Genomic DNA, 12,396 nt, shown 5'->3' on the forward strand with positions numbered 1-12,396 from the left:
CTAGCTTGAGGTGCTAGTGCCCTTTATCGGGCGTGGGGGTTCAAGTCCCCCCTCGGACACCAAAACGGTCACGTTTGAACCCCGGTCCCGGTTGGGTCCGGGGTTCGTCGTATCGGCGGGAAGGGGGCCGTGGGGCCGCTGTATGGCGTCCCTGGGCCGCACCAATTCCAGGTCGGCGCGTTGTGCGCCGGTGGACCGTCCGCGACCCTTGGCGGGACGCGAGCGATTCTCGATCTTCGCGGCTTTGTCCTTGCTCGGCTCTGTCAGCCCTGCGGCAATGCCAGGGTCGAGCAGGTGGGCGAAGCCCTCAGTGAGGTCCGCGCCCTGCACCTGGTCATCCATGATCCAGAAACGGGCGAAGACGGCTTGGTTGAGCTGTCGGCGGACATCGGGCGGTGCGCTGAGGTACAGCCGGTGCGCGTTGGCGCAGAGCAGTAGTGCCTCCTCGACCACCTTTATGACGGCCTCGATCTCAGTCGAGCACTGGTCGATGATCTGTTGTGCCTGGGCAAGCTCGCGGGTGATGCGCTCCTGCTCAGACTTCAGGTGTTCGAGCGAGATGGCGTCGGCGTAACGCATCTCGATCAGCTTGAGCTGTTGGTTTTGCAGTGTCTTCCGGCGTTTCTCCTGTCTGTCGAGTTCGGCTCGGTTGCTGTGCTGGCGGCCGACAAGCGCGGCCATGACCTGCTCACGGATCGCGGTGATTCGGCTCTCAGACAACTGGATGCGAGACCAGTAGTCCTCGACGGCCACCTCGACATCAGCGATCAGGATCGTTGACTGCGTGCAGTCCTCCTTCTTGGCTCGGCCGAGGCAGTAGAAGTACGGGTAGACCGTGCCCCAGCGGTTCTTGGCGTTCATGACGCCGAACCGACCTCGGCACCGGCCGCAGAAGATCGAGCCCTTGAGGTAGTGCGGGTGCTTCTGAACTTTCTCCCGTGCCGCAGCGCGAGCGGTCCGAACGGCCTGCACTTGCTCGAAGGTCACAGTGTCGATGAGCGCCGGGTGCCGGCCTTCGTATTCGATGCCCTCGTAGCTGACGAAGCCGATGTAGTAGCGGTTGACGAGCATCTTGTCGACGTGCTGGTAGCGCAGCGGACGTTCCGCGAGCTTCTTTGTGGCCGGGATGCGCAGTCCCCGCCGGTTGAGTTCGGCGGTGAGCTGACGCATGGTCCAGTCCCCGGTGGCGTACGCGCTGAACATCCACTGGATGAGCGGCGCTCGCTCGGGATCGACAGCGACCGTGCGAATCTCGCGTCCGTCGATGCGTTCCCGGACGTTGCGGTAGCCAAGCGGTGCGTGCCCCGGCGTGCCGCCGGACTTGGCCTTCTGTCTCGTACCCTTCTTGGATTCGCTGGCCAGGTTTGCGGAGTAGAACTCCGCGATGCTCGCCATGATCCCGTGCAGGAGCTTGCCCGAGGGCGTCTCGTCGATGTTCTCCTTGGAGGAGACGAACTGTGCTCCGGCCTTACGGACGGCCATGTTGATCAGCACGTCGTCTTCACGGTTGCGGGCGAGCCGGTCAACCTTGTCCACGATCACGTAGCTGATGACGCCCAGCTCGCGGATGAAGCCGAGCATCGCTTGCAACTCGGGACGGTCGGCAGTCTTGGCAGACTCAGCCGCGTCTACGAACTCGGCCACGATGACCGCGCCGAGCTGTTCGGCCTTCCTCTCGTTGGCTTCGCGTTGGGCCGCGATGGACAGGCCCTCTTCGTCGTAGCCGGTTTCTGTCTGCGCCTTGGTCGAGACGCGGAGGTAGCTGACGGCGAACTTGGTGTCTTCGGGGAATGGTTGGGTCGGGTCGAGGAGTATGCGCATAACGCCGTCCCTTCGTGGGTGGTCGTTGAGCTGTGATGAGCGGGTTCAAGACCGGCTCCTTTCGGGTTGTCGAAATAGGGAGGGAGCGCATCCGGCGGACTGGAGGGCCGCGTTCACGGCGATTGGCCTGGCGGGTCATGCTGCAAGCTCCAGGACTGAATCGTTGACGGCCATTTTGACGGCAACGCAGCCGAGCTTCCACGTCCGTCTGCACGCTTGCGTAACCTGGTCTACCGAGGTCAGGCGTTGAGCCAAGGCATCATTGGAAGATTTGCCAAGGATGAGGCCGGGGGTTAGAGTCCCCCGACCCGCACCAGATATAGACGACGTAACTACTGATACAAAATCTGCTGCCTGACGGCCAATCTGACGGCTACGGCTAGCACCAAGGCGATACCAAACGGTATCGCTTTTTGGTTGGCCAACAAGCTCGGTCACCACTCGTTCCAAAGCCGATTGGCGCTGCGCCATATTGTCATGCTGGTAAATCTCTTGCGTAGTGGTCACGCGGGCGTGGCCAAGGAGCAGCTGCGCATCACGCACCGGAGTTCCTAGATCTTTCAGCGTGGTTGCAAACCCGTGTCGCAAATCGTGGACTCGCACAACACGCAAGCCATTCTCTCTGCATATTCGCTTGAAGGTGCGCACAAGCACCGATGCTTCGAGCGGGCTTCCGTCTGCGGCTGGGAAGACCAGACCTTCTGGAGCGATTGATACGTTCCGAGCTTCTTGAACAGCTTGGTGATTCATCAACTCGTCAGCTATGAAACTGACTAGCGGTAGGGGTCTGCGTCCCGCCTTGGTCTTCACGGGGCCAAGCTGAAGCTCGCGCCCGACGCGGCCAAGTTGGTGCCGCACGTGCAGGACGTTGTTATCGAAGTCGATGTCACACCAGCGCAGACCAAGCACCTCACCCCGTCTCAGGCCGTACAGTACAAGCAGCAGAAATGCGGGGTAGAAAGCATTCGCGCGCGAGGCCTCAAGAAAGCGTTTGGCTTCCGTTGGAGACCAAGGTTTCACTTCTTCGTGCTCGTAGGTCGGGAGCACAGTTAGGCGCGCGACGTTTCTGTTTACGAGTTCCTCGCGTTGAGCACTTGTAAGTGCGGCGCTGAGCACCTTGCGGATTACCTGCACGTTCGGAACCGAGTGCCCCTCGGCGAGGCTCCTGTTTAGGAAATCTTGCACGACTGGCACAGACAATTTCGTCATGTCAAACTTGCCAAGAGCGGGTTTCAAATAGAGCCGCGAAATTCTCTCACACTGAGCATAGGTGGCTGGGCGTCGGTTCACTCGAACAATATCCTCAAGCCAGTGTTCGAGGTATTCGGCAAGACGCCAGTTGCGATCGGCCATCGGCACGCCCAGTGCTGATTGAGACATCGCCTCCATGATCTTTTGGCGTGCCTCAGCTCGCGTACTTCCATATCTGCGGATGCGCTTGCTGCGCCCGCTGATCGTCGCAACCCGGATCGCGCCTTCCCAGCGCCCATCTTTGCGCTTATAGAAGGTCCCCTCGCCGTTTGCGTTTCGCCGGGCCATTACGCGGCTGCCTCGATCGTTAGCTTCTCAACGAGGGCGCGAAGAGCGCTGCGCGGGATCAGGCGGCGACTGCGAATCTTGAGACTCGCAAGCTGGCGCGAATGAATGTACTGATACAGAGTCCACTTACTGACGCGCAACTCGGCGCAAGATTCTGCCACAGTGAGCAGTTCGTCGGCACCTTCGGCCGCAGTGCGGAAGTAGGTTGGTAGATAACTGTTGGTCATAGACATCCTCCTTAAACTATCGTTGGATAAAAATCGGACTGTATCGCCGGACCGCGCCTGAAGTAGCTACGAACGGGGCGAGCCAGACTGCTCAAGCTAACTGCACGAGTCGGTGAGTCGATAAGCCGTAGGTGGCGAAGACGGATTTTCATGGCGACTTCGGAGACGTTGAACATCGCTGCGAGCGCCGCCGGACTCTGGATACCGCTAGCCCAGGCTCGCTTTAGCCAGTTACGCGGCATCAAGAGGCAGGCTGCGAAGTAGTCGCAGATTTGCTCAGTCATGCGATGACGTTCTTCGTCGTTCGCGCCAAGCCCTTTGTATATTTCGTTGATAAACGGATGGTCGAGAACGTGCTTGAACTCATGGCTCAGCGTGAAGCGTCGGCGCCTCTCATTTTCGTCGCGGTTGACCACGATCAGCCATCGGCCACGACTCCATTGGGAGAAGCCAGAGATGCCACCAAGGTTCAAATTTGGCTCTACCTTGACTTCGATGCGGGGAAGATCGGCAATAAGGCTGACGTCAACAGTCGGTCCGCGCTGCCCAAGAAGCTCCAAGAGTAACGTGGCTTGGCGCTCCGCTATGCTTCTGGCTTCATGTAGTTCGAGCGGGCGAGTTGGCATAAGCGCCCGCAACTTCTTGATGATGAATGTATGCATGTCGTTGTCCTTTCTTACTTGTCTGGTGGAACACCGTCGTACTTGTTGATGATGTTCTGAATCTCCTGTGCCGCATCGCTTAACGCCTGCCCTCGCAGCCCATGTTTGGCTCTCAAGTAGGGAGCGATACTCGGAAGGCCGCTTGGAGGTGTCACGCCGATGTAGGCGAATGCTTCAGCTTCGTCCAGCTCCAGCACGCGGGCGAGCTGCTGGACGGGCTCTATGGGTGGACTCTCTACTTGATCCTTGAGAATCCGATCTAACGTTGATTTTGGAACCCCGCTGGCCGAGGCCAGCTCCCGCAAAGTGAATCCGGCTTCCTGGCGGCCTTGCTCAAGGTACTGCCCGAGCGTTTCCGCGATGGAATGATTGGTTTCGTTCATTTCTTTCCCCTTACGCAAATGACTATAAAGGAACTGTCCCAGAAATGGGACAGTTTAATTGACAACATCAACTAATTGGAGACGTTCGTCTCTGGTAGCTCACGTATATTTCGCAACAACTCGCTGGCCCGTCCGGTACTGACGTGCAGCGCCTTCCGCAGCTCATCGCGCGTGATCGGCTTGCCGTGCTCAGCGCGGTGGGCGTCGCCAGCGACGCGAGCCGCCTCAAGGAGGTCGTCCCCGCCGGCGTCCGCGGCGTCCTGGTGCTCGTCCAGCTCGGTACTGACTGGCCCGGCTTCGTCCTCGTCGTCCTGGCCGTGGAGGACGGCCAGGTGCGAGAGCAGGCCGAGGACAGCAGGCGGGACGGCACCAACGAGCACGACGATCGGCCACGTCACCGTGAGCACCTTCGCGGCGATGAGGTGCCAGGCGGCATTGCCGATCAGCGACAGCCCGATAGCGCCGATCGCGTTCCAGCGCGAGAAGCGGCGGGCCGCCCGCGAACCGGTCGCGCTCGACAGCCACACGCGGGTGGCAGTCATGGCGTAGGCGTCGATCGTGAACGGCAGCAGGGGGCTCAACGTCTCGGGCCAGCCGGTCGCCGCTGCCAGCGAGCGCAGGCCCGAGAAGCTGCTGACGGCCGCAGCGCACGCGGTGACCGCCATGCCTGCGATCACCCACCAGTCGCGGGGACGTGACCTACTCATGAGCGACCTCGCTGAGTTCCGCCGTGATCCAACCCACGGCCTCGTCGTGCAGCACCACGGCGAACAGCTCGTCGGCTGGTGCGGGGAGCTTGGCAATGACACTGGCCATCACGTCGCGTCGTTCCGGGGTCGGCACGGTGACCAGGACGCGCGGCACAACATCGCCAGGGCCGAGCTGCCCGAGTGCTACGAAGTCGATGTAGGCGAGGAACTTGCCGCGCAAGGTCGGCACTGCCTCGGTGGCGAGATCAACCTCCACCCACCAGTGGTCGGTGAACTCGCCTGCGGACACCGACAGGTAGGCGTCGGGCTTCATCCATCCGCCGGCCCCGTTCGGCCACCATGCGGCGGGCTCGGCCTGGAAGTCATCGAGGGTGAAGCTCTCGGCTCGGGAGCGCTCGACCATCTGCACGTACAGCTCGCTCGTCATGAGCGTGTGCGCCACGAACCGATCCCCGATCGGCCCCGGTCGTCGGATGCGCTCCTTGCTCTGTGACAGGTTGCGGCGCAGTCGTAGCAGCCGCTCGCCAGTGGTGTCCAGGGCGTAGGTGAGCTGTCCCGAACCGCGGAGGCTGCCACCAACGCGACGAGCAAGCGGCATGAGGGCCTGGGCGTCGACCAGCCGCTTGAGCACCCGCCATCGGACGACCGACCGACTCTTGCCCGTGAGGTCCGCGAAGTGCAGACGTTCGATCTGGATGCCCGTTGCCAGCCGGAGCCGGTTGACCGTGCCGAGGATCGACCACTCGCGGTCGGTCAGCGATTCGGTCAAGGCCATGACGCGGGCCGTGCCGAGCCGCTGGTTGCGAGGGAGGCGAGGAGTAGTCATACCTCGTCCCCCGTGGGGACGAGGTGTTTCGCTGGCGCTGGAGAACGGAAACGGGGCTTTGACAGGGAGGGATGGGAATTGAGGTGGGGAGCGAAACCAACTGCGATACCAACACTGCCGCTCGCTCCCGCGACCCCGAACCCCAAGCCCCAAACGCGACGCGCCATCACGCTGCACCCCCGCGCCGCGTCCGGCCGATCTTGCCCGCCGCCGGGGTCTCGATGCGGGAGCGGAGTGCTTCTTCGACATCGGCCCGAGCCACGCCGAAGCGCTGACGGCTCTGCTCGGCCAGCACGATCGGATCATGCGTCGGCTCACTGAGCGGGTGCGTGAGTCCGGTTGTTGGTGGTCGTGTTTGGCCGCCGATGCTCGGCCGGATGGCGATCTCGTGCGCAGGCAAGCCCATCAGGTCGGCTGCGGTCAGCGCCGGGGCGAAGCGTTTCTCCAGGGCGCGGGCGTCGTCGTGGTCAAGTTGGAAAGCGACCTGCGATCGGGCGGTGCCCAGGACGGCGGCCTGTACCTGGCGGGGAAGCTGGTCGAGGTACTGGTGCGCCAACGTCAGCCCCAGACCGAGGCCGCGCGCCTGGGCCAGCATGTCGGCCAGTTCGCCATCTGTCCCGAGCCGCAACACGTCTTGAAACTCGTCCAGGTAGGCCCACGCCGGTCGGCGCTTGTCGGCCGGAACGGCAGCACGCGCCAAGGTGGTCTGCCACAGCGCGGCCATGAGGAGCGACCCGAGTAGGTGGGCGGTTTCGGTGCCGACCGTGCCCTTGCTGAGGGCGACCAGGACAACGCGACGCTTGGTGAACACGTCGGCCAGGTCGATGCCGCTGCTCTGGCCGAGCATGAGGCGGAGCGACGTACGAGTGGTCAGGCTGCGCAGCTTGTTGAGACTCGGGCCAATGACCTGCGTGCGTTCGCCTTCACTCATTCGCTCGTAGGTTGCCCAGAAGCTACGCACGGAGTCGGGGACGCCGGCCTGTGCCGTGACGAACTTGCGGAAGGTCGGGTTCAGCAGCAGCTCGGGAACCTCGGTCAGCGCGAAGGCGGAACCGTCCGCGGCGCGTGTATGGGTGAGCGTCAGCAGGCAGGTACGGAGCACGTCACTCGTCCTCGGTCCCCAGGACGAACGCCAGAGTTCCGAGAAGACGTGCACGACGTGATCGACCACAAGCTCTCGCTCGTGCTCGCTGCGACCGACCTGCAGGACATTGAAGCCGATCGGGAAGTCGGTGGCGGACGGGTCGAGGACGATCACGTCCTTCGTCCTGGCGTTCGGTACGCGGGTCAGGACGTCGGACACAAGATCGCTCTTAGGGTCCATGAGCACCAGGCCGTCACCGCGTTCGATGTCCTGGAGCGCAGCGTTGGCGATGAGCGTGGACTTGCCGACGCCGGTCGGCCCGATCAGGTGCAGGTGGCGAAGCCGGTCGCTAGTAGCGAGAGCCAAGGGGCGGTCCTGGGCGCCGGGGAAGTTGCTGGCAGCGAGCACCAGGCCCGAGCGGGCCATGTCCTGAGGCGGTGGTAGCTGCCGGGCGCGGCCGGGTTCCAGCCCCGGCAAGTGCAGGTTGCCGAGCGGGAAGCCGAGGAGTCCAGCAGCTTCGTCAGTGTTGAGGCGCATCGGCCAGACGGTGAGAGGTACGGCTCGCCGGTAGAGGCGTTCGGTCACCGTGGACAGCGGCAGCAGCCGCGGCAAGACCGAGACGCCTGGAGCGTCCAGCATCTTGAAGGCGTTGGTCACTTGGACGAGCAGGTTCCCAGCCCGAGCGCGCGACGGTGCCGACACGGCGACGCGAGTCACGGCGTTGAAGACCGGAGCGGCGTTCTTGGCGCGCACCGCGCGGGCCAGCTCGCCCGCCTCCTCCTTGCTTGGCAGGGAGACGCGGCCACCCGACAGCAGCCATTGCACGCGCACCGATTCGCCGTACGCAAAGGGATGCAGACCGGAGAGCAGTGAGGTGACGGCAGCCTGAGCACGGTCAGATGCCAAGGGCCGCTGTGAGCTGGTCAGCTTGAACTCTCTCGCCGCGCGCACCGCCGGCCGCGACGCGAGGTAGTCAGGTGAGAGGTCGGCGCGTACGCCGGGGAGTGCCGAGCGGAGCCGGGCAAGGGTGCTCGTCTCGTGCGACCGGCTCATGAGCAGGTAGAAGGCAATGCCGTCCCGCGCGGCCTCGATCTCGATGCCGATCGGCCAGTGTTGGGAGTCGGCCGCGACGGACCCGAGCCACCCGCTCACCTGTTCGGCCGTTAGGCCGGACGGTAGCCGCAGCTGGTAGGCGACCAGCCGACGACGCCACGTCAAGGCGTCGAGCCAGCGTGCGCCGATAATCAGGCCCAGAATCGTGAGGCCACCGGCAGCGATGAGGAGGGCCAGCATCATGACGGCCGCTCCTGATCGACCCGAGCGCCCGAAGGAGCGGCCGAGTCGGCTTCGATGGCTGCGCTCAGCCGGTGCAGCGCGAGGGCGATGAGCGCGTCAGCGAAGCGGGCAACGTCGAGTTGGGCGCGGCGTTCGCCAATGACGCGAAGTTTCTTTCTTGGTTTGTTCATAGGGAGCCTTTCCGTTGGTTAGGGCTGCGCGAAGCAGCCGAGCTTGCGAAAACACGGATGCACTCCCTTCTTGTTGTTATGGAGCTGACGGGCGGCGCGGTCGAGCCGTAGAAATTACAGCCGCCGCGCCGCCAGATGGACGGCTGTTGATTCCGCAGCACTCCAGGTCAGAGTCAACGACGGCGGATGCCGCGGAAGATGAACCAGTACACGGCTCCGAGAGCCACGAAGGTGATGAGGATGGGGACGAGCGGCGCGAGCAGTTCGTAGGCTGCTCGCGCCACCCCGGCCACCAGGAGCACCAGCAGCAGCGCACCGAACACGCCGGTCAGGAGCTTGCTGAACATCCCTGGACGGTGCATGGCCGTCCCTAGTACTCGTAGGTTTCGAGGTCGAGCGCGCGCAGCTCCTCAAGGAGATGCCGGCGCCGGGACCGATAGCGGACTGTTGCCTCGGGTTCGGCGAGGCGCAGGCGTCGCCACGACTTCATGACGGCCTGGTAGCGGCGCCCATGCGCCCCTCGGTACGGCTGGTGGCGGCTCATCGCTGCCCCCTGCGCTGCACCAGACGCAGGTCACGCTCTTCCTGCGTCAGACCGTCGTCGGGCACGTCGCTGAGCCACTTGTTCCAGGCCCAGCGACCCGTGATGCGGAGCGCGACGACCAGCAGAATGAGCGCGCCGATCGTGACCAGGTTGGACACCTGCTCCGGCGTCATCTGTCCGCTCATGTCAGCTCCTTCGGGTCGGGCGGGTTGTCCGGCGCGGCGGGGAGCTTGGCGGCTGCCAACTCGCGGGCGGCGATTCGCCGTTTGGCAGCCTGGCGCTCAGTGGTCGCCTCGTTGTCCATGCGAATGACCGCGACGACCGGCGGCACGACCAGAACCGCCAGGGCGACGAGTTCGAGAGCGAGCAGGACGTAATAGGCGGTGAACGTCATTGGGTGATCCCCTTTCGGAGGTGGTAGAGGCGGGCAAGTTGTTCCATCTCGGCCCGCGACTGTTCGTAGTGAGCGGTGGTGCGCTGGATCGCCTTCGCTGCGGCGTTGCGGACCTGTCGCAGCTCCCACCAGTGGCAGAACCACGACCAGGCGGCCCCGACAACGAGCGCCAGGACGACCAGGGCGAGCAGGCCGAGGAGGACTTCGCCGGTCAGCACGAGTAAGAAGTGGCCGTAGCGCTCCAGCAGGGCGACGGCGTAGGCGAGGATGACCGTCCCGATGAGAAGGACCGCGATGAACTGCATCAGGCCTCCTCGGGGCTGGCCGGTCGCTCCACGGCGCCGGCCAGGCCGAGAGCCCACGTCACGCAGGTGGCCTCGATGTCGGCGAGCAAGTCCGCGAGCTTGTCGTCCAGCGCGGCTACTCGTTCGTCCATGAGTTCCGGGTCGATGTCGGCCATGTCAGTACCGCCGGTACATGCCGCGCTGCTCGTTGATGACGCACATGACGTGACCGATCTCGACCTCCATGAGGAGGTTGTTCAGGGTCTCGTCACCGCGTGCCAGCAAGCGCCGCTGCCGGTCGAGGGCCGTGAGGTTGCTCATGGCCTGGTCGGCGAACGCGGCCAGACCGTCGCCCTTCGCCAGCCCGATGCTGGTCGCTCGCCGTACGGCGGCCAGGTCGCGGGCCAGCGCCCGGCCGTTGGATGTGAGCAGGGTCGGCGGGCTGCTGCCGTAGTAGTCGAGTTCGCTCATGGCTGCTCCCTTCGCGCCGCCGGTCGGGTTGACCGGGGCTGGTGCAAGGAGGCTGCCTGGGCTGGGCGGTAAGAGTCTGTGGACAGAAGTGGCAGAGAGTTGGCATCATCGAGGGACGTACCGAGACACGAGGGTCCTCCGTCCGGTGCGGTACAGGTGGTCTGATTTCGCTCCGTAGACCCTCGCTAGACCGGGTCGGAGTCAGCCGCATCTGCGTTTGATACCGAGACCGGACCGCGCGCGGCCTCCCTGGACCACGGGGGATCGCCGTGACGGACGCAGGTGCCACCACCCCAGAGACCATCGCGTTCCAGCTCGACAGAGCGCTCAGGAAGCGCCGGGGCGTGCGCGCGATCGCGCTCTACACCTACGCCGACGAGCTGGCGTCTCTCTTGTATCCACCGGAGCACTATCCCGAGATGCAGGCTGACGACCGAGCCAGAGAGTCGGAAAATCTCATTCGGCGTGCCTGTGCTGCGCTGGGCGGCCCAACCGGACGTGCCCTGGAAGTTCTCTGCGCCTTCACGCCGACTTTCGACCGGACGACGCTTCAACGACGCCGGGAAGAGGCGGGAGCAATCCTCAGCCCCTACGGCATCCAAGCCGACACTGTTCGGCGAAGCTACATCTGGAATGACCTCATGCTGGAGCTGGCGATTGCCATTCGCGGCCTCATGGAAGGATCATCGGCACCCACCGGCACAATAGGCAATAAAGAAAGTAACCCGGCGGCTTGATATGCGATCCAGCCCTCGGGTTACTTGCCGACCTATTATTTCTCCGGGTCGGCGGGCGGATAGCGAGTTGTGTTCTCGATCTTCAGGGGAACACCCTGAGCACCTTGTGACTCGGGTAGCTCAGGCTGTCGATCTCGATTCTCAACTGCTGTCGGACGTCTAGGGATACCACCCGCACTGCCTTCTTCCCGTACTGAGGAAGATCAGGGGCGTACGTGCAGTTCGGATTGCGCTGATGCCAGTATCGCCATGCGCCCCGGATCAGGAAATAGTGATATGCCCCTGCGGCCATAAGGAGTTCGGCCGCCGCCGCGCGCTCATTGGTGAGATTGAGGGGCGTGTCCTTCCATCCGGTTCCTCCGACACGGCGACGGAGCGCAGCATCGCAGAGCCAGCGGTCCATCCTTTTCTCAACCAGGAGATACATGACCGTACCGTCCTCGGTCGGAAGGAGCGCACGCAATGCGGCTGCCGCCTGTTCGGCCATCGGCGTCACGCCGAACTTAAGGAGGCGTCGCCTGTAATCGTCGTCCATCTGCCGCTCACTTCCCGGGCAGACCATCCACCCTCGCGTGAGCCACAAAGCAGATTGCAGCTCAGGCGAGAGGGGCGTCTACCAAAGAAGGAGCAGGTCGACTATATATGTTTAATCATGAATAGACAGTTTAGTCAATGGCTACACTTATCGGGCACGCTGTTGGCGGCGGCGCGGTGGAAGCTTATGCTTGCTTAATTCTTACTTTCGTTCATAATCGCCCACTGAGAACAGGTGCGATCTTGCAAGTTGCACCTGTAGCGCGAATTCCGCCCGGTCAAGTCCGTGGCAGTGAATCGTGCGAATCTCGCACGTCCATTCCTCTGTCCGCGACTATGCGGGGAAGGAGGACGGCGATTATGTCCGTCCGGCACAAGAACGAATACACGGGGAAGTTCGAGACTCTCGACAACCCGTTGTCCGACTGCGCCTGCAAGGGGTGCAGCAGCGCGAGGCGTCGCCAGGGTGGCGGCCGTCGTGGTCGTGGAGCCGTCGGCAACGCGGTCAAGGGAGCTATCACCGCCGCTGGCATCGCCGCCACCGTGCATGGCGCGGCCGGAGAGCCCCAGCAGCAGTCGCCTACGACCGAAACCAAGTACGGCGAGTCCAGCTTGCGGGCCGAAGGCGAGCGCCGAGGTGCACAAGCGAGTGATGCCACTCGCGACAAGGGCCGCCGTGACGGAGGTACAGGCCAGCGGTGACCTGCCACGTCC

The 12,396-nt window shown here is 63.6% G+C and carries 18 protein-coding genes; 2 read left to right on the top strand and 16 right to left on the bottom strand.

Annotated features, from left to right (window positions below):
* The 8 genes from GA0115259_RS01950 to GA0115259_RS01985 form a co-directional block, all read right to left on the bottom strand.
* The gene (locus GA0115259_RS01950) at window positions 1-1,821 is read right to left on the bottom strand and encodes a recombinase family protein (protein ID WP_093589861.1); all 1,821 of its coding nucleotides are present in this window, start codon (window positions 1,819-1,821) and stop codon (window positions 1-3) included.
* Window positions 1,822-1,956: 135 nt separating this feature from the next.
* Entirely contained in the window at window positions 1,957-3,201 is a 1,245-nt protein-coding gene (locus GA0115259_RS01955) for a tyrosine-type recombinase/integrase (RefSeq protein ID WP_176732394.1), read from the bottom strand.
* A gap of 158 nt (window positions 3,202-3,359) precedes the next feature.
* The gene (locus GA0115259_RS01960; RefSeq protein ID WP_093589867.1) at window positions 3,360-3,587 is read right to left on the bottom strand and encodes a helix-turn-helix domain-containing protein; all 228 of its coding nucleotides are present in this window, start codon (window positions 3,585-3,587) and stop codon (window positions 3,360-3,362) included.
* Window positions 3,588-3,598: 11 nt separating this feature from the next.
* Complete coding sequence (locus GA0115259_RS01965; RefSeq protein WP_093589870.1) at window positions 3,599-4,249, bottom strand: ImmA/IrrE family metallo-endopeptidase; 651 nt, start codon at window positions 4,247-4,249, stop codon at window positions 3,599-3,601.
* Window positions 4,250-4,263: 14 nt separating this feature from the next.
* Window positions 4,264-4,632, bottom strand: a complete 369-nt coding sequence (locus GA0115259_RS01970) for a helix-turn-helix domain-containing protein (protein ID WP_093589873.1) — start codon at window positions 4,630-4,632, stop codon at window positions 4,264-4,266.
* A 71-nt stretch (window positions 4,633-4,703) separates the two neighbouring features.
* Entirely contained in the window at window positions 4,704-5,297 is a 594-nt protein-coding gene (locus tag GA0115259_RS01975; protein WP_093589902.1) for a DUF2637 domain-containing protein, read from the bottom strand.
* A 34-nt stretch (window positions 5,298-5,331) separates the two neighbouring features.
* Complete coding sequence (locus GA0115259_RS01980) at window positions 5,332-6,168, bottom strand: replication-relaxation family protein (protein WP_093589875.1); 837 nt, start codon at window positions 6,166-6,168, stop codon at window positions 5,332-5,334.
* Window positions 6,169-6,334: 166 nt separating this feature from the next.
* A complete protein-coding gene (locus GA0115259_RS01985; protein ID WP_093589878.1) occupies window positions 6,335-8,548 on the bottom strand; it encodes a type IV secretory system conjugative DNA transfer family protein in 2,214 nt (737 codons plus the stop codon).
* A 71-nt stretch (window positions 8,549-8,619) separates the two neighbouring features.
* On the opposite strand from GA0115259_RS01985, the gene GA0115259_RS01990 reads away from it, so the two are divergent.
* On the top strand, window positions 8,620-8,829 hold the full coding sequence (locus GA0115259_RS01990; RefSeq protein WP_093589881.1) for a hypothetical protein: 210 nt from the start codon (window positions 8,620-8,622) through the stop codon (window positions 8,827-8,829).
* Window positions 8,830-8,891: 62 nt separating this feature from the next.
* On the opposite strand, the gene GA0115259_RS39915 is transcribed toward GA0115259_RS01990, so the two are convergent.
* Genes GA0115259_RS39915 through GA0115259_RS02010 form a run of 7 tightly spaced genes read right to left on the bottom strand, consistent with a single transcriptional unit; the run spans window position 8,892 to window position 10,411 of the window.
* Window positions 8,892-9,065, bottom strand: a complete 174-nt coding sequence (locus tag GA0115259_RS39915) for a hypothetical protein (protein WP_176732395.1) — start codon at window positions 9,063-9,065, stop codon at window positions 8,892-8,894.
* Between the two features lie 23 nt (window positions 9,066-9,088).
* Entirely contained in the window at window positions 9,089-9,262 is a 174-nt protein-coding gene (locus tag GA0115259_RS39920; protein WP_176732396.1) for a hypothetical protein, read from the bottom strand.
* A complete protein-coding gene (locus tag GA0115259_RS01995) occupies window positions 9,259-9,447 on the bottom strand; it encodes a hypothetical protein (RefSeq protein WP_093589884.1) in 189 nt (62 codons plus the stop codon). Before GA0115259_RS01995 ends, GA0115259_RS39920 begins: the two co-directional genes overlap by 4 nt.
* On the bottom strand, window positions 9,444-9,656 hold the full coding sequence (locus GA0115259_RS02000) for a hypothetical protein (RefSeq protein WP_093589887.1): 213 nt from the start codon (window positions 9,654-9,656) through the stop codon (window positions 9,444-9,446). The genes GA0115259_RS01995 and GA0115259_RS02000 overlap by 4 nt, the downstream gene beginning before the upstream one ends.
* Window positions 9,653-9,961, bottom strand: coding sequence for a hypothetical protein (locus GA0115259_RS02005; protein WP_093589890.1), 309 nt, complete (start codon window positions 9,959-9,961; stop codon window positions 9,653-9,655). The genes GA0115259_RS02000 and GA0115259_RS02005 overlap by 4 nt, the downstream gene beginning before the upstream one ends.
* Window positions 9,961-10,116, bottom strand: coding sequence for a hypothetical protein (locus GA0115259_RS39925; RefSeq protein WP_176732397.1), 156 nt, complete (start codon window positions 10,114-10,116; stop codon window positions 9,961-9,963). Before GA0115259_RS39925 ends, GA0115259_RS02005 begins: the two co-directional genes overlap by 1 nt.
* 1 nt (window position 10,117) lies before the next feature.
* Window positions 10,118-10,411: a hypothetical protein gene (locus GA0115259_RS02010; RefSeq protein ID WP_093589893.1), complete on the bottom strand. Its 294-nt coding sequence runs from the start codon at window positions 10,409-10,411 to the stop codon at window positions 10,118-10,120.
* 269 nt (window positions 10,412-10,680) lie between these two features.
* On the opposite strand from GA0115259_RS02010, the gene GA0115259_RS02015 reads away from it, so the two are divergent.
* A complete protein-coding gene (locus tag GA0115259_RS02015) occupies window positions 10,681-11,148 on the top strand; it encodes a hypothetical protein (protein ID WP_093589896.1) in 468 nt (155 codons plus the stop codon).
* An 82-nt stretch (window positions 11,149-11,230) separates the two neighbouring features.
* Here GA0115259_RS02015 and GA0115259_RS02020 read toward each other — a convergent pair whose 3' ends face one another.
* Window positions 11,231-11,683 (bottom strand): hypothetical protein, encoded by a 453-nt coding sequence (locus GA0115259_RS02020; protein ID WP_093589899.1) that lies wholly within the window; start codon window positions 11,681-11,683, stop codon window positions 11,231-11,233.
* Window positions 11,684-12,396 lie beyond the last annotated feature (713 nt).

Origin of the sequence: Streptomyces sp. MnatMP-M17 (assembly GCF_900091995.1) — a bacterium.
In the GTDB taxonomy this organism is placed as follows: Bacteria; Actinomycetota; Actinomycetes; order Streptomycetales; family Streptomycetaceae; genus Streptomyces.

Coding starts and splice junctions, on each gene's coding strand:
- GA0115259_RS02010 (WP_093589893.1), bottom strand. CDS start 10,411: ATGAGCGAACTCGACTACTACGGCAGCAGCCCGCCGACCCTGCTCACA.
- GA0115259_RS39920 (WP_176732396.1), bottom strand. CDS start 9,262: ATGAGCCGCCACCAGCCGTACCGAGGGGCGCATGGGCGCCGCTACCAG.
- GA0115259_RS01955 (WP_176732394.1), bottom strand. CDS start 3,201: ATGTCTCAATCAGCACTGGGCGTGCCGATGGCCGATCGCAACTGGCGT.
- GA0115259_RS01950 (WP_093589861.1), bottom strand. CDS start 1,821: ATGCGCATACTCCTCGACCCGACCCAACCATTCCCCGAAGACACCAAG.
- GA0115259_RS01985 (WP_093589878.1), bottom strand. CDS start 8,548: ATGATGCTGGCCCTCCTCATCGCTGCCGGTGGCCTCACGATTCTGGGC.
- GA0115259_RS01970 (WP_093589873.1), bottom strand. CDS start 4,632: ATGAACGAAACCAATCATTCCATCGCGGAAACGCTCGGGCAGTACCTT.
- GA0115259_RS01980 (WP_093589875.1), bottom strand. CDS start 6,168: ATGACTACTCCTCGCCTCCCTCGCAACCAGCGGCTCGGCACGGCCCGC.
- GA0115259_RS02000 (WP_093589887.1), bottom strand. CDS start 9,656: ATGACGTTCACCGCCTATTACGTCCTGCTCGCTCTCGAACTCGTCGCC.
- GA0115259_RS39925 (WP_176732397.1), bottom strand. CDS start 10,116: ATGGCCGACATCGACCCGGAACTCATGGACGAACGAGTAGCCGCGCTG.
- GA0115259_RS01965 (WP_093589870.1), bottom strand. CDS start 4,249: ATGCATACATTCATCATCAAGAAGTTGCGGGCGCTTATGCCAACTCGC.
- GA0115259_RS01975 (WP_093589902.1), bottom strand. CDS start 5,297: ATGGCGGTCACCGCGTGCGCTGCGGCCGTCAGCAGCTTCTCGGGCCTG.
- GA0115259_RS01995 (WP_093589884.1), bottom strand. CDS start 9,447: ATGAGCGGACAGATGACGCCGGAGCAGGTGTCCAACCTGGTCACGATC.
- GA0115259_RS39915 (WP_176732395.1), bottom strand. CDS start 9,065: ATGTTCAGCAAGCTCCTGACCGGCGTGTTCGGTGCGCTGCTGCTGGTG.
- GA0115259_RS02020 (WP_093589899.1), bottom strand. CDS start 11,683: ATGGACGACGATTACAGGCGACGCCTCCTTAAGTTCGGCGTGACGCCG.
- GA0115259_RS01960 (WP_093589867.1), bottom strand. CDS start 3,587: ATGACCAACAGTTATCTACCAACCTACTTCCGCACTGCGGCCGAAGGT.
- GA0115259_RS02005 (WP_093589890.1), bottom strand. CDS start 9,961: ATGCAGTTCATCGCGGTCCTTCTCATCGGGACGGTCATCCTCGCCTAC.